The 18362-nt window shown below is 44.5% G+C and carries 17 protein-coding genes; 12 read left to right on the top strand and 5 right to left on the bottom strand.

What is annotated here, in order from left to right; all coding sequences use genetic code 11:
- Nucleotides 1–28 precede the first annotated feature (28 nt).
- The 3 genes from FHS16_RS00225 (at nt 29) to FHS16_RS00235 (ending at nt 1638) form a co-directional block, all read left to right on the top strand.
- Nucleotides 29–769, top strand: coding sequence for an MBL fold metallo-hydrolase (locus tag FHS16_RS00225; RefSeq protein WP_183557223.1), 741 nt, complete (start codon nt 29–31; stop codon nt 767–769).
- Between the two features lie 46 nt (nt 770–815).
- Nucleotides 816–1196, top strand: coding sequence for a VOC family protein (locus FHS16_RS00230; RefSeq protein WP_183557226.1), 381 nt, complete (start codon nt 816–818; stop codon nt 1194–1196).
- A gap of 73 nt (nt 1197–1269) precedes the next feature.
- Nucleotides 1270–1638, top strand: a complete 369-nt coding sequence (locus FHS16_RS00235) for a hypothetical protein (protein WP_183557229.1) — start codon at nt 1270–1272, stop codon at nt 1636–1638.
- Nucleotides 1639–1745: 107 nt separating this feature from the next.
- On the opposite strand, the gene FHS16_RS00240 is transcribed toward FHS16_RS00235, so the two are convergent.
- The 5 genes from FHS16_RS00240 to FHS16_RS00260 all read right to left on the bottom strand — a co-directional run bounded on the left by FHS16_RS00240 (nt 1746) and on the right by FHS16_RS00260 (nt 7382).
- On the bottom strand, nt 1746–2345 hold the full coding sequence (locus FHS16_RS00240) for a TetR/AcrR family transcriptional regulator (RefSeq protein ID WP_183557232.1): 600 nt from the start codon (nt 2343–2345) through the stop codon (nt 1746–1748).
- Between the two features lie 264 nt (nt 2346–2609).
- The gene (locus tag FHS16_RS00245; protein WP_183557235.1) at nt 2610–3431 is read right to left on the bottom strand and encodes an oxidoreductase; all 822 of its coding nucleotides are present in this window, start codon (nt 3429–3431) and stop codon (nt 2610–2612) included.
- A gap of 224 nt (nt 3432–3655) precedes the next feature.
- Entirely contained in the window at nt 3656–4756 is a 1101-nt protein-coding gene (locus FHS16_RS00250; RefSeq protein WP_183557238.1) for a GerAB/ArcD/ProY family transporter, read from the bottom strand.
- A gap of 34 nt (nt 4757–4790) precedes the next feature.
- Nucleotides 4791–5864 (bottom strand): Ger(x)C family spore germination protein, encoded by a 1074-nt coding sequence (locus FHS16_RS00255; RefSeq protein WP_183557241.1) that lies wholly within the window; start codon nt 5862–5864, stop codon nt 4791–4793.
- Nucleotides 5865–5888: 24 nt separating this feature from the next.
- The gene (locus FHS16_RS00260; protein WP_183557244.1) at nt 5889–7382 is read right to left on the bottom strand and encodes a spore germination protein; all 1494 of its coding nucleotides are present in this window, start codon (nt 7380–7382) and stop codon (nt 5889–5891) included.
- A 339-nt stretch (nt 7383–7721) separates the two neighbouring features.
- On the opposite strand from FHS16_RS00260, the gene FHS16_RS00265 reads away from it, so the two are divergent.
- The 9 genes from FHS16_RS00265 (at nt 7722) to FHS16_RS00305 (ending at nt 18312) form a co-directional block, all read left to right on the top strand.
- On the top strand, nt 7722–8843 hold the full coding sequence (locus FHS16_RS00265) for a hypothetical protein (protein WP_183557246.1): 1122 nt from the start codon (nt 7722–7724) through the stop codon (nt 8841–8843).
- Between the two features lie 32 nt (nt 8844–8875).
- Nucleotides 8876–10387, top strand: a complete 1512-nt coding sequence (gene wsfD, locus FHS16_RS00270; protein ID WP_183557249.1) for a glycan biosynthesis hexose transferase WsfD — start codon at nt 8876–8878, stop codon at nt 10385–10387.
- A gap of 25 nt (nt 10388–10412) precedes the next feature.
- Entirely contained in the window at nt 10413–11960 is a 1548-nt protein-coding gene (locus FHS16_RS00275; RefSeq protein WP_183557252.1) for a hypothetical protein, read from the top strand.
- Between the two features lie 10 nt (nt 11961–11970).
- Nucleotides 11971–13221 (top strand): glycosyltransferase family 2 protein, encoded by a 1251-nt coding sequence (locus FHS16_RS00280; protein ID WP_183557255.1) that lies wholly within the window; start codon nt 11971–11973, stop codon nt 13219–13221.
- A gap of 16 nt (nt 13222–13237) precedes the next feature.
- Nucleotides 13238–15331: a cellulose biosynthesis cyclic di-GMP-binding regulatory protein BcsB gene (locus FHS16_RS00285; RefSeq protein WP_183557258.1), complete on the top strand. Its 2094-nt coding sequence runs from the start codon at nt 13238–13240 to the stop codon at nt 15329–15331.
- Complete coding sequence (locus FHS16_RS00290; protein WP_183557261.1) at nt 15321–16175, top strand: GGDEF domain-containing protein; 855 nt, start codon at nt 15321–15323, stop codon at nt 16173–16175. The genes FHS16_RS00285 and FHS16_RS00290 overlap by 11 nt, the downstream gene beginning before the upstream one ends.
- A gap of 226 nt (nt 16176–16401) precedes the next feature.
- Nucleotides 16402–16812, top strand: coding sequence for an XRE family transcriptional regulator (locus FHS16_RS00295; RefSeq protein ID WP_183557264.1), 411 nt, complete (start codon nt 16402–16404; stop codon nt 16810–16812).
- A 101-nt stretch (nt 16813–16913) separates the two neighbouring features.
- Nucleotides 16914–17657, top strand: coding sequence for a YveK family protein (locus tag FHS16_RS00300; RefSeq protein WP_183557267.1), 744 nt, complete (start codon nt 16914–16916; stop codon nt 17655–17657).
- Nucleotides 17647–18312: a CpsD/CapB family tyrosine-protein kinase gene (locus tag FHS16_RS00305; protein WP_183557270.1), complete on the top strand. Its 666-nt coding sequence runs from the start codon at nt 17647–17649 to the stop codon at nt 18310–18312. The genes FHS16_RS00300 and FHS16_RS00305 overlap by 11 nt, the downstream gene beginning before the upstream one ends.
- The last annotated feature ends 50 nt before the right edge of the window (nt 18313–18362 follow it).

The raw sequence follows: 18362 nt of genomic DNA on the forward strand, positions 1-18362 counted from the left end.
GCTAAATAGAGGGAGAGGGATTGCGATTATGAATATTCAGAAGCTTCCTTGGGCTGGCATTCGAGTTGAATTAGAAAGTACGGCTATTGCGATCGATCCGCTTTACCATTTTCCTGAAAAGCTAGGCGAGCCGCATGAGTCGTTTTTTCATTTAGAAGCATATGGGCCAGCCGCTGCCGTGCTGATCACGCATCAACATCCTGATCATTTTGATCCACGAGCGATTATTGCGGCTTATGGTTCTGACGTTCCGGTATTCGTCACCGAGGAAATCGTCGATATAGCGGTTAGCAGCGGATTGACCCGCGTAACTGGCCTTGCAATCGGCGTACCCTGCACCATTGGCCCATTTACATTCCTTGCAGCTCATGCAGTGGACGGCTCGGGTGATCCGCAGGTGTCTTGGATTGTACGCGGTGGCGGCAAGCAAATTATTCATGCAGGCGATACATTATGGCACGGCTACTGGTGGAAGTTTGTAAAGGCGTTCGGCAAGTTTGATGTCGCATGCCTGCCTGTTAACGGAGCCGTAACACAATTCCCGGGAGTCACACCACCCAGCGATCAGCCAATCTGCTTAACGCCTGAGCAAGCAGTTACGGCTGCGGAGATTCTAGGAGCTAAGACGCTCATTCCGATCCACTATAAGGCAGCCCATCATCCGCCTATCTATACGGAGACATCGGACATCCCAAATCGATTGGCCAAAAGTGGACAAGACCGCATACAAATACGCTTTTTACAAACAAAAGAAGTTTTCTCGATATAGTGCGCTGCTCTGAAAACAACATCAACGATTCACAGGAGGAATTCATATGACTAGAAAAATTGATCATGTTGGGATTATGGTAAAGGATATAAACGCATCCATTCGGTTCTATACGGAAGTGGCTGGGCTCAAAGTGAAGGAGAGAAGCGAACATGCGGGTGGGCTAGAGGTAGCTTTCCTAGGGTATGGATTGGAGGATGAGACCGTAATTGAAATGATTCAAGGCCTTAAGGATCAATTGCCGTCCGAAGGCAAAATACATCACGTCGCCTTCTCCGTTGACAATATCGAAGATGAATGGAACCGGATCAAGCAACTTGGCGTAGCGTTTATTAATGAAGAGATTGCATCGATGCCAAGCGGAATTCGCTACTTTTTCATATATGGACCCGAGGAGGAATGGATCGAATTTTTCCAAAAAGCATGAATTAGCATTGATCTATCGCTTGTCGATGCCGTTCATCATAGCAGCCCTCATTTACTCAGACAAGGAGAACCCTATGAATACCAATAATCGCCCGGCCTTTCTTGATCTCCTTGCCGACGATGTTATACTTACGTCTACCTTTCTAAAGGGAAGCATCGCGGGAAGGGCATCCGTCATTCATATCATACAAACAGTGGTTTCCTACTATACATCCCTGTCTCGCAGCTTTCATGACTCATTGGACAACCGTGAGTTTATTGAATACGATGCTGAATTGCTAGGTGGGCTTGCATTGCATGGCATGATCGCAATGACTAAAAATGATGATGGAATGATTTCTCGCCTCTCCGTTACCCAAAGTCCGATCGAATCCGTCTTATGGCTATCGACAGAGCTGGGCAAAAAGCTTTCGACGGACTATGGCAACGACGTTTTTCTTTAGATTGCGTATCCTGATATAGATACTGATGATGCTGCCGCGAATGGAGCATGTGCGTGAGAACTATTGCGTACATGCTCCTTTTTGGTTTGGTTAAACTGCATCTGCATCTATGCTTGCTTTAAATCTTCATTTATATATTGGAAAAGCTGGTCTCTAACTACGGTTATGGACGAGCTTGCAGGAAAGAGCTTTCGCATGAGAAGTGCTCCTTCCACAGTGGAAAGGATATACAAAGCCGCCTCTTTAGAATCGGCAAGAGGCCGAATTTCGTTTAGTTGGATGCCCTTTTTAACGATTCCTTCAAGCAAGTCCAGTAACCGATTCATCGCTTCTTGCGCCTGCTGAAAGAGAGGAGCTGAAGCTGAATCCGCTTCGACAGCGGCGTTCGCGATCGGACATCCGCCAGGGAAATCCAAACCGAAATAAAATTCAACGAATGCGAGCAGTTGGTTAACGGGAGTCTGTTCCGCATCGAGCGTTTCCTTAATACGCTCATCCACAAGCGTGCAGCAATATTTGAATGATTCGATCAAAAGCTCTTCTTTATCTTTGAAATGGTTGTATAACCCACCTTTTTGCAATCCCGTTGCATCGGTAATTTCGGCTAAAGAGGTTGTCAAATAGCCTTGACGGTTCAGCAATAGAGCAGTCTTTTCGATGACAGACTGCTTTGTTTTTTCACCTTTCCGAATCTTCGTTCCCTCCATTCGAGACTAAACGTTCATTTTATTTTAACAATAAACGGTTGGTTCGTAAAAAACAATCATTGCGTATTGGCAAGGGATTCGGATATAGAGGATTTTCCGAAAACATAGGCAATAATCATGATATTTCATTAGAAACACTACTCGCAAATACGATGGAACAGCCGGCAACCTGCTTGACTGATTCAAACTAAGGAAAGCAAAAACAACCGTTTCGGCTTCAGCCGATGCGGTTGTTTTGCTTTCAGTCTTCCACCAGTATTTTTTTTAATCCTGCTCATCAGCGTCCTTCGATAATGCTTCCCAAGCGTTAATTTCCTCGATTCTTTTGGTAAAAGCGTTCCGGATACTGTGGGATGCGAAGGAACCGACAGGGAAATGAAGAGGTGGATTCTCGCTATTAACCATTTCGATAATCGTCTTCACCGCTTTGATCGGATCACCTATTTTCATGGAAGAAATGCCATTGTCATAGGCTTTGTACACCGGATCATATTCGGGTTTCCGATCGGTGTGCTGCAGCGAATGTCCCAAGAAGTCGGTTGCGAATACGGCCGGTTCAACGATTGTAGTCTTTATGCCGAAGCCTGCAAGCTCAATGGACATTGCTTCCGAGAATCCTTCTACGGCAAATTTGGATGCCGCATAGATACTGAATGGCGGCATGGCCCATGTGCCAAAAAAGGATGAAATATTGATGTAATGCCCTGAGTTTTGTTTCTTGAATGTAGGAAGGGTTGCACGGATAACATCTAATGCACCAAACACGTTTACATCAAATTGTTTTCTGATCTGCTCATCCGTGTATTCTTCCATCATCCCATAGAGCCCATAACCTGCATTATTGACGACAATATCGATTGTTCCGAATCGGTCAACAGCTTCTTGAACGGCTGACTTGATTTGATCCTTGTTCGTGACATCCAGTGCCGCAATGTGAACATGGTCAGGAGACAACGCTTTGAAATCGGCAATGGCTTCTATCGTACGAGCGGTAGCAACAACCTTATCGCCTGCTTGAAGCAGCTGCTCCACAAATTGTCGGCCGAATCCCGTTGATGTGCCTGTAATGAACCATACTTTACTCATTATTAATTCCTCCTTAGATGATGAAACGTTGATTGCTTGCGAAATCCGAATAGCTATTATTGAAAAAGGTTACTCCATTTATAAAAAAGACAGACCGTTCATTTTTATTATATCAATTAAAACCTAATAGTCAATTGAAACATTTACCGAAGATTGCTATCCGACTTCCTAAAGAACGATAGTAGGCGTGTCGCGGAAGACGCCAAATCATTGAATTAACGGTATTACGGCTTGTTGCGGTTTTTTTTGAATTGCATCATAACAAACAAAATAGGGATGTATCCAAATAAAAGATAAAATCCGGTTGCCGAATAAGGATCTATAAACGCCATTAAGTTATCATAATCTTTGATAAAAACAGCACCAAGGAGAAACGCAAAGAGAAACACCAAGATGCTGCGATGCTGCTTAATGCTAAAGCTTCTCCTTGCCGCACGGCTTGCCATCCATAAGCTCAGCGATAGGTTGGCAATGATCGTGATACAGAGGATAGAGACGGCCACATGCTCTAACCGTTGGAAAAATTGGACATGGAGAATCATATACATATGAAGGGTGGGCCATACGAGCAATTTCAATTCGTTTTCACTGTAGAACATAAACGTAATCGCAAGCAGCAAAACGTATAAGGCGGTAGAGGTTAACACAGCAAAGTGAGCCCACTTCTGCGACTTTGCAGGTGACTGAATAAAAGGATAAATCATGAGCAGTGACTCGACTCCCAAAAATTGAAAGACCATGCTTTTGGAAGACAACATAATCTCGGTTACGGAGTGATTCAACAGCGGCTTCAAATTAAGAGGATGAAGGTATTTCGTTAGCATGAAGAGTAACGGAAGCACACAAGCAATGACAGCAAGCATCCCCCAGAAGCTCAGGCCATTTATAGTCCGAATGCCTCCAGTCACGGTATAGTATATTAAAATGATCAATACCAAGCTTACCGGCCAGATTGGCATGCCCGGAAATAACCATACTTGGACGATGGAGAGATAACCTCTGAACATCAAAAAGGCTCCGTAAAAGAAATAAAAAATGATCATCGCATCGAATATCTTTCCGATAATCAATCCAAAGCAAATGCGATTCACATCGATAACGTCCATTGCTTCGTTTTTGAAGGACGAGAGGATGCGATAGATCATCCACACGATTACATGAACGCCTATTCCGGTGATGAAGACAGAAATCCAGGCGTTGTAGCCCGCGAAATGTAATATGGTCTTTTGGTAGGACAGAATTCCTAGATCGATTATGCTCACGAACAGGAGAAAGTAAAGCAAGATAGGCGAAAGCTGATACTTGTCCTTCATTTCATTGTTCACTGTGTTATACACTCCATATTCGATTTCACAGCCATTACTGGCTAATAATATCCAGCTTCACCTTAACTTCAGTGTCAAATCCAGAAATGTCTCCTTGCGATGAATCCATAGGAGGCTGTGAGTTCCTGATGACAATATCCTCAAGACCCAAGGGATCTGTCTCGTATTTTTGGCATAAGGCCAACAATTTATTAATTTCGTTTGCGATATAAGCTTCGATCCGATGCTCAAATTGCGGAATGAGGTCTGATGCGTGATATTGTGCGCGGTTCGGCACATCTCTGATTTCGGCGTTTATAAGCAGTTCAATCGTCATTAATGGTTTGGATGGACGCTTCGTTAGGCTGTATTTAGTCTTCGACTTTAATATTCGCAGCAGCGTCAATCCGCCGTTGCCATTTTTGATGGAATCAGGAACTAAATAGCTGCCGTTTTTCGTATTCTCCAGCAGCATCTTTAGAAGCAATGACTGCTCGAGTCCGACTTGAACCACATACTTTTCATCTTTAAATAGAGCGACCCCATCCGCTTTGAGCTCATTGCGCTCGAGTGTGAGATGGGGTAAGTACAAATCGCGCCCGTTCGTATAAAAGCTATATAATGCTTGCTGCAGGTTAGTGCTCGGCAAGTTTCCGTTATCCATGCTTTGTTCGATCATATCGGACAACATATAGGCATCCTTCATCTTTTTCGCTGCATGAAGCAGGTCGTAGGCGCTTTTGTCCGTCACGGCAAGCTGCATCCTTGTGGAAATTCTAGTGTCACGGCACAGGTTTTCAATGACGGCATCCACGCCTTGACGCGAATATTCATTGCCGAACACAATGATCCCAAGCTGTCCATATTCAAGAGGGCTTTTTGCTTTTGCGTTCAGCGCATGAATAATGTCGAGCTCTGATGTCGTTACCGTATCTAATAACGCAGCATTAACTTCGCCTTTTTTTCGGTAATCCCCTATTAGGATGCTCCCTCTTACGTTGCTGCCTATGCTATCGAATCCTAATGTCTGAACCAGCATAATTTCGTTAATTAGTTTTTCGTTTCCGCAGGCGGTTAAGACTAGGCACAGCGTGAGAGGTATGATTGACCTAAACAAAGATTTTACCAATGCGGAAACCCCTTTTTCATGGCTTTAGTTTTCGTCCCACTCTTGTTTGTGCTTTTTGACATCCTTTGGTTTATAGCGCTGGAGTAGCTTTGGTCTCAAATAGCTGGGTCTTGAATGGTTGATCTGATAAGGCAAACGCAAGAAGCTATCCTTGAAGCCCGCTGCCCTAAAAGGATAGATAGGCACTGTATACGGAAAGCCTAATGATTTTAACCGGGTAATATGTACGAGCAGGAAGCATACCCCAATGAATATGCCTAAGCCGCCCCAAATAGATGCTAGAACGATAATGGGGAAACGTAGGAACCGAATGGTATTGGCCATTTTGTAAATAGGCGTTGCAAATGAGGCTAGCGCCGACAAGGAGACGATAATGATCAATATATTGCTGGTTAATGCCGCTTCAACAGCAGCCTGACCGATAATGATGCCCCCCACGATGCCTAATGTTTGACCGATCTTCGTTGGAAGCCTCGCACCTGCCTCCCTTAAAAACTCAATCGTGATTTCCAGAAACAGGACCTCCAGAAGAGGTGTGAACGGGACGTTGATTCTGGAATAAATTAAAGGGCCTAACAAGCTATGCGGAACGACCTCATAATGAAAAGTCATCACACCCACGTATAGCGCACTGGCGAATAAGGAGAATATGACCCCGAAAATCCGAATGAGCCGGAAGAAAGAACCTAGTATCCATGGTAAATAATAATCTTCAGGTGAAATGAAAAAATCAAACAGGGTCGAGGGACCTGTAATGAAATACGGAGATCCATCGCTTATAAATGCGACTTGCCCGCTTATTAGGGAATACACGACTCGGTCTCTTCGTTCTGTGCTCATAAACAAGGGGAAGGGCGTATTAGAATTGTCCGCAATGATTTGATCCAGCTGGCTGGAGTCAAAAACAATATCGAAATCAATCTCTTTCAATCTTTTTTCTATCCGACTAACGATCTCTTCATTCGTAATTCCGTCAATATACAAAATGGCAACTCGAGTATGGGACATGCTTCCAATGGTCATCTCTTTGACGATTAAGGAGGGCACGTTGATTTGAAGCCTTAGAAGATGAATATTTGTATCCAAGTCTTCAATAAAGCCAACCTTCGGCCCAACCACGCTAAACTCGTTTTCCGTATCATTGCTATTTCTAAAACCAATTTGATTAGGGATATGGACTAACGCACATTTTTGATCGTCTTCGTTCAAGCGAATAACGACATATCCTTTGAAAAGCTTTTGATGAATGACTTCTAGACAATCGGTAATTTCCAGTTCATGTATCGGAATTAACGGTAGAAGTTCTTCCGTGCTTCTGATAGGAGATTCAGAAGATCTTCGCTGCAGGATGAGGATTAAGGACTCCTGTAATTTCGTCTCGTCAATCAAGGTTATGAAATAGGAGATAAAGATCTCTTGATAGGGCAAAGCGATTGTATTCGTTTTGAAATCAGACGATTTTTGTAATGCATGTATCATTTGCGTGAGGGTATTCACTGCTGTTTTTGGATTATCCATATCGTTCTGATACTTCCCATCGTTTCATGATAGACCACTATGATTGCTTCACAGGGATAATGTGATTTAATTTGTAATTGAAATAAATAGTAGTAACAGTATGCGAAAAGGGGATGAATCTTATGCCATTCAGTTTTTTTGTGAGTTGGGTTATTGAAGAGGCAGAGGCGTATCGCGAATAGGAAAGAAGCACGGAACCTTTTTTGGGATATAAGATCTATATACTTATATTGGATTTAGTCTGCACAAGACATACATGCTACTATGGAATGAACTTGTTCAGAAAATGTTTCGCGGACATTGTCTTTAAGGTATATAAAGTTGAAGGAGGCTTCGGAAATGGGCAAGCATGCGATTGTTCTTGTTATCCTGTTGTCGCTGTGCGTTCTTGCAGCCTGCGGGAAAACGCAGACCGACTCTCATTCGAGCACTTCGATACTTAAAAAGAGCCGCTACGGAGACGACTTCAAGCAAGCATCGAACAGAGAAGCTTTATTAAGCTTTATTACCAAACAATTGTCCGGCAGCGAAGGGGTATATACCAATTATATAGAAACCGGGCAATCGGCCGATGCGGCATCGGGGCATGAGGTGCTAAGCGAATCAGCTGGTTTACTGATGAGATATTATGCACGGATGGGGCAGCGTGAAGCTTTTGACAGAGAGTGGGAGCGTGCGAAACGAAGCTTTGATCTGAAAAGCGGCTTTAGCTACCGATACAGTCCGAAGCTCAATAAGAAATATCAGCTTAACGCGGCAGTCGATGATTTAAGGATCATTCGTGCACTGCATGAGGCGGTGGCTGCGTTCAACTTGCCGCTTTATGGGCAAGAAGCGAGCACTTACGGAACCAGGTTCTACGAACACAACGTAAAGGACGGCTATGTGTTCGATTTTTATGATGAAAGCTATCAAATGACCAATCAGTTTATAACCTTATGCTATATCGATTTGAAATCGCTGCAGCTGCTTCCCCTCTCCTTGAAGGAAGGGAACAAGCTCATGGAAAACATGGCTGCCATCGCTCGAAACGGCTACCTCTCCGACCAGTTTCCTTTCTATGAGACACGTTATTCGTATGAAAAAAACGATTATGCCTCTGAGAACATAAACACAGTGGAGTCGCTTCTGACGATACTAGCGTTGTCCGAGATGAACATGCACAATCCGGAAAGTATCCGTTATGTGAAGAAGCAAGTGAAAGACGGTACGCTGTATGGTCAATATTCGAGGTCGGGCGTCGCTCAAAACCAAATACAATCGACGGCGATTTATGCTATTGCGGGCATGATTGGAGCTGAGACCGAAGACAAAGCGCTCTATGAGGACAGCATGGAACGGATGAATCAATTCCGAATCATCGAAGCGAATAGTCCGTTTCTAGGCGGCTTCGCCGATCAAGCTTCCGGACAGGCCTACTCGTTCGATAATCTAATGGCATTATTAGCATATGCCTACTAAAGCGACTTGCAGAAAGGGGGCAGACATACAGCATGTCTGTCGTTGACACCAAGATGAAACAAAAACCGAAATGGACTGTTTTTTTGCGTTTTGCAACCCCGGCCGTCCTAGCTTCTGCAGGGGTGCTGGCTATAACCATATTGGCCCTGTTTGTCCCCCCGTACATCGGAATGGCGGATAACGGAGATTATTTCCGTATCCTATACAGCAACGGGCTTTATTTCAATGCGCCAGACTATGACAGTCAGTATTTGGGCCATTTTGTGAAAAGTTATGGGATATTTCAATATTTCAACGAAAATGGGGCAACCTTATCATCATCACAATCGATGTTCATAAGGCTGTCCATGTGGATTAACCAATTATTCAGCCCGAGTGTATTTGATATCCGCATTCAAGCCGCGTTGTTTACGCTTCTCTATACGGGGGCCGTTTACTTGCTGATTGAGGGCTTAACTTGGAAGTTAAAAGCGATGCAAGGCTATATAATAGCCGTGATCGCTATTTTTATATTTGGAGATACGGCTTACACGGCCTTTTTCAATTCCTTTTTCAGTGAAAGCATCGTGCTGACCATGATGATTTATTTGTTTGCAGCGGTACTGCTGCTCTACCGAAATCGGTTCAATGATTATGTTCTGATCGGTATCTTTTTGATTAGCGGTTTAATACTAACGACGAGCAAGCAGCAAAATGCTCCGGTAGGCGTCATTATTGCAGTAATGAGTATTCTGTTGTTTTTTGTCCGCAGGCAGAGGCCGTTCCGGGTTCTCGTCGCTTCGTCGCTCGTATGCGTATTCGCAGCAGGTATTGCAACGTATGCTCTTATTCCCCAAGAGTTCGTTAACATTAACAAATACCATGCGATGACACGAGGCGTTATGCTCCAGTCGGAGGACCCCGAAGCGGCTTTGGAGTCTTTTGGCATAGACAAGCAGTTCTCTGTATTGAACAAAAGCATCTATTACGAGCCGTTCACGACGATTGATGTCGACTCGGAAATTTTGCAGAATCATTTCTATACGCAATACGGTTTTGGGAAAATCGTTGCTTTTTATGCGACTCACCCGGAGCAGGCCGGGAAGATGCTGGATCTTGCCGCTAAAAATGCCTTTACGATCCGACCGCCCGCTATGGGGAATTACGAGCAATCGGCTGGGAAAGCATTTGGCGCACAGACCAACTTTTTCTCCGTCTATAGTGATGTCAAGCAAGCGCTAGCTCCCAAAACCTTCGGGTTCATCGTGATATGGATGATCGTTGTCATCGGTCTGTATCTGCCTTCTTTTATAAGTGCCTGGAGAAATAAAAATATACGCGAAATGCTGCGCCTGCCGCAGATGCTATGTATGATCGCAATGGGCCTATCCGGCATTCTCGTATCCATCATTGGGGCTGGCGATGCCGATTTATCCAAGCATGAGTTTCTGTTTACGCTCGCTTTCGATATCGTGACATTTGCGGTTGTTGCCGATGCGATTCAAGGAAGTTTATGGAATAACATGAGCGTTCAGAAATCCCAAACCATTAGCCACTCAGCATGATTCGGTTTCTAAGGCGGCGATTCAAGTGTATAAACGTGTATCTTCAAAAGTCATTCTATTCATGATGGGCTTCATTCTTTTATATCCCCTACCTCGTGTATTGGCGCTTCAGAACGAGAACGCAGCTGCAGCCTTGCTCGTCTATGACAGCTTGGCAATCGGTACGGAAAACGAAGGGAATGTTGAAGCGCTCCAGCGTCTGCTTGCCTCTTTCGGTGTGAAGCTGACCGTACAATCCGAAGGGGACTACCAATCAGGATCGATGTTCCAGTATGAGAAGGTCATTAGTCTTGTGAATGAGCCGGAGCTGCCTGAGGCTAGTCGCACATTCGCTAACGATCTTGAAGCTTATCCAGGCGATTTTCTTTATATCGGCGGCAATGTGCCTGCGAAGGTCAAGGACGAGCTGAGCCTGAAGCTGCAGATAAGCGGGCAAGAATCCATTCGTTTGTCCATTGGACCATTCATGGAGCAAGCTATTCAAGTAAAGCAGATCGCCTATATCGCAGAAGCGGAAGGAAAGCCTTATGGCAAGGTGGTTTCAGACGGCAATGAAGAGCCGTCACCTTATGGCATGATCCGTGATGGAATAGCCTACATTTCGTTCTTTGAGAAAGGCAATCTCAGTGAAATCGCAATGTCTTATATGTTGAAAGACTGGCTTGGCATGACTGAGCCAAGTGAACATTATGTTGTATTCAAAGAAATATATCCTTTTTCTGATTTAGAGCTGCTTGTTAAGCTGGCGGACAAGCTTTACGGTGCCGGTATTCCGTTTATGGCTAGCGTAAGGCCTGTGCTGAGCAATACGGATTATCCGGCGATGAAGCGTTACTTGGAGGCATTAAAATATGTGCAATCCAAAAATGGCACAATACTCATACACGCGCCTGCGGTTGCTTCAACCATCAGCGAGCTTGACCGAGACTTAAGAAGCCAGATGGAGAGCTTTATCGACGTGTTGGCTGATTATGGCATTGCACCGCTTGGCATGGGAGCAGAGCTGTATTGGTCTTATGACAGCTATTATGTGGAGAAGGCAATGTCTCTATTTGATTCAGCGCTATTATTCCCGAATGAGAAGCTTATGCACAAGTCGCGAACGAATACATCACAGCCGTTTGCTTCTTCGGTTTACAGCTTGCAGCCAGATGATCTGGAGGCTTACGAATACAAGGAGAAGCTGATGAAGCCTTTGCCTATGGATACAGCGTTAACCTTTGATTTCGCTCAGAACGAAGCAGTGCTTAATGAAGAAGTACAGAAGCTTATTGACGGTTGGACTATGTTTGCTGATTTTAAAGCCGGAGAGCATAGCGTTAAGACGGCCAAGAATAGCATAGTTTCCCGTAACGGCATCCTGCAAATCAATGGACAAAGCTTGTCTCTCGTAAGCGAGAGGACGAGCATTGACTCCGACTACATATACGAACCGGAACAAGCAGTAAGCTTTGAGAAATGGTTTGCCGTACAAAACAAGCTTTTTATCGGCATTATTTTGATCGCCATCGCTGTTTTCGCGGTACTGTTTTTCTTAGGCTCCCGGATGTATAGACGCAAATACTTTAAGTGAGGAGCAAGAAATGACTCTAGCCGATATATTGATGCTGATCGCGGTGATTTGTATTTGGTCGCTGCTGCTTGTAAACGTCATGCTTATTATCGCTGGATATTTCTTTTATTTGCAAAACGAGAGAAGAACGGTTCCGTCTATAAAGGGGGAAGCGCCATTCGTATCGATCATGGTGCCGGCACATAATGAAGGCGTCGTAATCGTAGAAACGGTTAAAGCGCTGCTCGCGCTGGATTATCCGCATGAACGATACGAGATCATCGTTATTAATGATAATTCTTCGGACAACAGCAGCGAGCTGCTGGGGAAATTGCAGCAGAAGCATGCCGGCAGGCAGCTGATCGTGATTAACACGGATGCGGTTACCGGCGGGAAAGGCAAATCCAATGCGCTCAACATTGGCTTTGCACAAAGCAAAGGAGAGCTGATCGCTATCTACGATGCGGACAATACGCCGGAGAAAACAGCGCTTCGTTACCTTGTAGGGGAGATTCTGCATGATAGCAAGCTTGGGGCTGTCATCGGCAAATTCAGAACCCGCAACCGCAATGCGAGCCTTTTAACCCGTTTCATTAATATCGAAACCTTGTCGTTTCAATGGATGGCACAGGCTGGCAGATGGAAGCTTTTTAAACTTTGTACCATACCGGGAACGAACTTTATTATGAGACGCTCCATTGTAGAACAAATTGGAGGCTGGGATGTGAAGGCGATTGCGGAGGATACGGAGATTAGCTTCCGGATCTATATGATGGGCTATCGAATCAAGTTTCAGCCGAAATCCGTGACATGGGAGCAGGAACCGCAGACCCTTAAAGTATGGTTTAAGCAGCGTACACGCTGGGCAAAGGGAAATATATATGTGATTGTGAAAAATACGCCCTTATTGTTTAATCGCTCAGCGAAAAACATTCATTTCGACATTCTGTATTTCATATCGATCTATTTTCTACTCTTAACCTCATTGATCACGTCGGATATATTGTTGATTTTGCATGCACTTGGATATGTGCATACGACTATAGCGGGGTATAGCCTTTTTCTATGGGTGCTGGCCATTATTTTATTTATAACGGGAACCTTTATTACACTGATCACCGAAAAAGGAGAAATGCGCCTTTCCAATGTGTGGATCATCATGCTGATGTATATTACGTATTGTCAATTATGGATGGTCGTTGCAGCATATGGACTATTCAACTATATGAAAGATCTCATTCTAAAAAGAGAAATCAAGTGGTATAAAACGGAACGCTACTAAGTGAGGGGGAGAGGCAATGCATTATAGGTGGTGGTTGGTAGCTGGCTTGCTCTGCCTTGCTTTATTATTCACACAGAATGGACATGCTGTCGCAGCCGCTGCGGAAACGGGAAATAGGCAGCATTATGAAATGTCTTTGGCGAGCACGGATTCCTTGTTAACTGGAAATGTCGTTTCGAAGCCCTTTTATTTCGAACTTGAAGATTACTGGAAAGTAGAGACGGTAATGCTTAATCTGGATTATCAAGCCACTCCTCTTGCACAAGGTGAGCAATCAAGTATTACGCTTGCTGTGAATGGCAGCAACTTTTATTCCTTTCGTCCTACGGAAAGCGAGAGGCAGCAGAAACGTTTGAGCATAGCGGTGCCGAAGGATTTATTGCTTGCCGGGAGCAACACGCTGTCCGTCGAGGGGCTAATACGGACAGGGCAACCGGATCATGCCTGTGTGGCGGTTGATAAGCGGGACAGCTGGCTTCAACTGTATAAGACCTCCAACCTATCGATCGTTTACGCGAAAGCAGGAATTGACGGCAGTATAAATGGCTTCACTGAGCAGTTCGTTGGGCTGGATACGGTTAGTGCGGGAATGAATGCGATAGCCGTTCCGGAAAACAGCGATTCTGCCGAGCTGGAAGCAGCGGTTCATGTGCTGTCAGGATTCGCCAAGGCCAATCCGAGCCAGGAAGACAGCATACCTTTGCTGGAATGGAATTCGGATATGCTGCAGAAGAAATCGATGATTGCCATCGTAGCTCTTTTCGACCGATTGCCCACTGAAGTGAAATTGCAATTAAAGGGTCAAGATCTAAGCAATAAAGGATTGATCCAAGTAATGTCTATAGGCAAGCAGCAGGCTCTTGTCGTAACCTCCGCGGATGCGGGAATGCTGGTGAAGGCTGGGCGGCTATTGTCCAATCAAGGACTCGTACAGCAGCTAAGCGGCAATCTGAAGCTTGTGGATGAGCAAACGGAGGTGGACACGCCTGCGGTGAATGTGAACAAAAACGTAGCGCTCACCGATACAGGCGATCGGCTAACGGGCCTTTCACATCAAGAGAGAACCTATTTTATCGCTTTGCCGGCAAATCGTTCCATAGCGGAGGCAAGCAAAATCAGCCTAGATATGCGATATGCGGGCAACCTTGATTTTGACCGATCGATGGTAACGGTACTGGTCAATGATACGCCGATTGGCAGCAAGAAGCTGAGCGCTGAGCTTGCCAACGGAGATCAATTAACATTGCCTATTCCGAAAAACCAGGATATAACGGGCAATTTCTCGATTACGGTTGCCTTTGATCTCGAATTGAAAAATGCGGGATGTATCGAGCCTGGGGATCAAATGCCGTGGGCCTTCATAGAAAAAAGCTCGATCATGCAGTTGAATACGATGGACAAAACATCATTGCTATTCAACAACTATCCCAATCCGTTTTTGCGAGACGGTGCCTATAATCAAGTAGCGGTCGTCCTCCCCGAGGAGCGTGACCGCTATACCTATCTAACCATTTCCAGCCTCTTCAATATGCTTGGTCGTTTTGCCGAGAGCAATGCGGGAGACATAAGCTTCTATGAAGACGGCGCGGATGCAGCGCAGCTGGAGAACCATAATATTATTGCAATTGGCACGTATAAGAACAACAAGGTCATTCGCGATCAGAACAGCAAGCTTTATTTTCAATACAATCAATCCGGCGACTCCATCATATCCAATGAGAAAATGAGCATAGACGCCGATTATGGAAAGCGTATTGGGACTTTGCAGCTGATTGATTCGCCTTTTAAGGCTGGACTTGGATTAATGGCTGTCACGGGAGCAGGCTCTGAGTATTATTTCATGGCGTCCAAGCTGCTTACGAGTGAGAGCACGAAGTGGAAGGTATTCGGGGATGGTGCTGTAACGGACAAGGACGGCAACATTCAAGCGTTCCGATTCAAGAAACAGGCAGGGCAAGAGCAAACCACGGTTTTGGAAGACGTAATGCAAAGGAGCGACGTGCTTGGGTTTATGATAGCTGTTGGATTAGTTCTTGTTGTCATCTTGCTTTCGCTTATCCTGCTCATACGCAAATATCGCATGAAGCGGAGGGAGAGCGATGAAACGTAATCAAAGCAGCTTAATGTCGGACATTGCTTTTTTACTCTTGTTCTTGGTTTGTTTGATAAGCATGATGTTCACGGCAGGCAACTCCGACCAGTATATTCTAAATATTATTTTACTGAATGTCGCTTTTCTAATCGCGATCGTCACCTATTTCACGACGGTTACCACGGGGCTGATTTTAAATATCGTATTTATATTCGGCTACGGCACGTTTACGTTGTATCAGACCGTGGCTGTAGGCGATGTCGTAAGCGTTCAGCATTATTTCTGGCTAATCATGACTCCGATCATTACGGCGGTGACTTGGATGCTGACCGCTGCGAACAAACAGCTTCAAGCGGAGAAGGACCTGCTGGTTAAGCAAAATGTTTCTTTGGCTACAATGGACGAGCGCACGAACCTGAAAAACAGCCGCTCCTTTCAAAAGGATGCGACCGTGTTTATGGCGCTGTCTACGCGCTACCAAATTCCGCTCACTTTATTGGTAGTGACGGTGAAATATTGGGATGAATTAAGCCGCATGATCAGCCAAGACCAGATGACGGAGATGATTTATGATGTTTCCAAGCTAAATGAGACCAGTATCCGCTTAAATGATTCTCTCTACATGCTGAACACGGAAACGCCAACTTGGGGGATGCTCCTCTTTACCGATGATGACGGCGCTAATATCGTCATCAAGCGGTTAAGGGAAAAGACGGAATCATTTAATTCGGTCGAATTCGCTGGAAAATACCGAGTCGAACTGAAACTTACGATGAGCGCCGTTCAATATCATCCGGAATCGATCGCAACGCCGCTTGATTTCATCGTTCAAGCACGGAAACGTTTAGAATACGATGTGTAGCTTGTTCGCTTATAGGATGATAAAAAGCGCCGAAATCTTTAGATTTTGGCGCTTTTTCTTATGCTGTTGAGGTGCCAAAGCGACAAACTGAGAAGGTGATAAAAGGAATGGTATTGACTTTGTTCTCTTTAAAGAACTAAAATATACTTATTGTCTGTTATAAAGTTTATTGTATTGGAAGCGCTTTGCAAATTGTTAGGATCTAAACTGGCCGAAGGAGAATAATATGATTGGAGAACGGATTAAGAGTCTACGGGAAAAAAAGGGCTACTCGATAACGAAGCTTGCCGACTTAGCAGGCGTATCCAAGTCCTATTTGAGCTACATTGAACGCAATATGCAGAACAACCCTTCACTACTGGTAATGGCAAAAATCGCTGCGCCTTTGGATTCTAACATTGAATATTTACTTGGAGAAGAACATTTACCAAAACTTAACCATGAAGAAATGCTTGACGAGGAATGGCATTCGATTATTAAGGATGCGGTAGATGAGGGCATGAGCAAGGGAGATTTCCAAGCGTTGAAAGACCTGATCCGCTCGAATATGTGGAAGGATAATAGGCTTGAAGTGAATCCTCAATCAGGTAGCAAAAAGAAAACATCGAATATCATCATTCTTCACATCGATAATTAATGAAGAACAAAAAGGCTGTAAAATGGTATTGACATGTTCTATATAAAGAACTAATATTGTGTTATTGTTCTTTATAAAAAACAACGATAGCAGGTGTTTACATGTACGTTAGTCAATTAGATGACTCGCAATCCGTCCGCGTAGAAAAAGAAAAAACAAAAGAAATCAACATTAAAGCATTATACGCAGTCATTCGCAAACGCATTTGGCTAATCGCACTCATTACGATTGCAGTAACGTTTTTGGCAGGCCTCTATAACAATAGGCCTGAACCGCTCATGTATGCATCAAACTCTAGAATGATCGTTGCCGCAAGTTCAGATATGATTGGCACGGTTAGGGTTCTGTTCAGGGAGCCCCTTGTTCTGAATGAAATTATTGAACAGCTTGGAATAAACCGCTCCGTTGCACAGCTCAGAGGACAAATTCGAATCGACAGCGTAGACGGCTCGCTGGTTACCGTTGTTTCGGTAGTCGATTCTGATCCTAAGCTAGCAGCAGAAATTGCAAATACGGGTGTTGAGATTTATAAGCGAGTCGCGAGCGAGACATTAGGCGTTACGAGCATTCGGCTTTTAACGCAGGCCGAAGAAAACCCGATCCCGATTAATGAGCAAAGCAATACGGTCGTGCTTATCGGTTTTATGTTTGGTTTAATTCTGAGCATAGGCTTAGTATTTCTGCTAGATTCGCTTGATGATTCTATCAAATCGGAACGAGAGATTGAAGAGTTGCTGGGCTTAACGATGCTTGGTCAAGTAACCAAGATAAAACGGAAAGACTATTCCAGATATTTGAAGAAAAGAAAAACGATCGTTGTGAGAGGTGAAACCATTGGTTCGTGAACGTCAAAAGGCATCAACTTCATTTGTGAACAGAAGCTTGCTATCCTACATTAATCCCCACGGTTTCATATCCGAACAATATCGTACCATTCGCAATAACATTCAATATGCGGCTAACGGCAAAAAAATTCGTTCTTTGCTTGTGACCTCGCCATCTGAAGGTGAGGGGAAATCAACGGCAGCTATCAATCTAGCGGTGTGTATGGCTCAGCGCGGTGACCGCGTGCTTATTATTGATGCAAATTTCAGAAACCCGATTATCAACAAAGTTTTCAATGTGCAAACCTCGCCTGGCCTGTCGAACGTACTTGGTCAACAGCTTGAAATCCGCGAAGCCATCTACAATACCGAGGTTGAAGGACTCGATATACTTCCAAGCGGTCAGCGCCTCTTCAACTCAACGGAGCTGCTCGATTCGCAAGTGATGGCTGACGTAATGTCGTATGCGTCCGAGCAATATGACATGGTGCTGCTCGATTGTCCGCCAGTTCTCGGGGTATCGGATACGAATGCGCTGGTAAGCAAATGTGATGGCGTTGTATTGCTTCTAGGAAGTGGGAAAACACAGCAGGAGCTTGCACTCGAAGCGAAGCGGGCATTGTTGTTCGCCAAAGCCAATATTCTTGGTGTTATATTAAATATGAAAAGCGTTTGATGATCGCTATCGGATAGCGCTTTTTTTAAAATATAGGAAAGTAGATGATT

The sequence above is a fragment of the Paenibacillus endophyticus genome (assembly GCF_014192395.1).
GTDB lineage: Bacteria > Bacillota > Bacilli > Paenibacillales > Paenibacillaceae > Pristimantibacillus > Pristimantibacillus endophyticus.

Bases quoted from the DNA above. Each gene is read 5' to 3' on its own strand.
- FHS16_RS00245 (WP_183557235.1), bottom strand. From the start codon at position 3,431: ATGAGTAAAGTATGGTTCATTACAGGCACATCAACGGGATTCGGCCGA.
- FHS16_RS00300 (WP_183557267.1), top strand. From the start codon at position 16,914: ATGTACGTTAGTCAATTAGATGACTCGCAATCCGTCCGCGTAGAAAAA.
- FHS16_RS00265 (WP_183557246.1), top strand. From the start codon at position 7,722: ATGGGCAAGCATGCGATTGTTCTTGTTATCCTGTTGTCGCTGTGCGTT.
- FHS16_RS00240 (WP_183557232.1), bottom strand. From the start codon at position 2,345: ATGGAGGGAACGAAGATTCGGAAAGGTGAAAAAACAAAGCAGTCTGTC.
- FHS16_RS00295 (WP_183557264.1), top strand. From the start codon at position 16,402: ATGATTGGAGAACGGATTAAGAGTCTACGGGAAAAAAAGGGCTACTCG.
- FHS16_RS00290 (WP_183557261.1), top strand. From the start codon at position 15,321: ATGAAACGTAATCAAAGCAGCTTAATGTCGGACATTGCTTTTTTACTC.
- FHS16_RS00230 (WP_183557226.1), top strand. From the start codon at position 816: ATGACTAGAAAAATTGATCATGTTGGGATTATGGTAAAGGATATAAAC.
- FHS16_RS00260 (WP_183557244.1), bottom strand. From the start codon at position 7,382: ATGGATAATCCAAAAACAGCAGTGAATACCCTCACGCAAATGATACAT.
- wsfD (WP_183557249.1), top strand. From the start codon at position 8,876: ATGTCTGTCGTTGACACCAAGATGAAACAAAAACCGAAATGGACTGTT.
- FHS16_RS00285 (WP_183557258.1), top strand. From the start codon at position 13,238: ATGCATTATAGGTGGTGGTTGGTAGCTGGCTTGCTCTGCCTTGCTTTA.
- FHS16_RS00235 (WP_183557229.1), top strand. From the start codon at position 1,270: ATGAATACCAATAATCGCCCGGCCTTTCTTGATCTCCTTGCCGACGAT.
- FHS16_RS00225 (WP_183557223.1), top strand. From the start codon at position 29: ATGAATATTCAGAAGCTTCCTTGGGCTGGCATTCGAGTTGAATTAGAA.
- FHS16_RS00280 (WP_183557255.1), top strand. From the start codon at position 11,971: ATGACTCTAGCCGATATATTGATGCTGATCGCGGTGATTTGTATTTGG.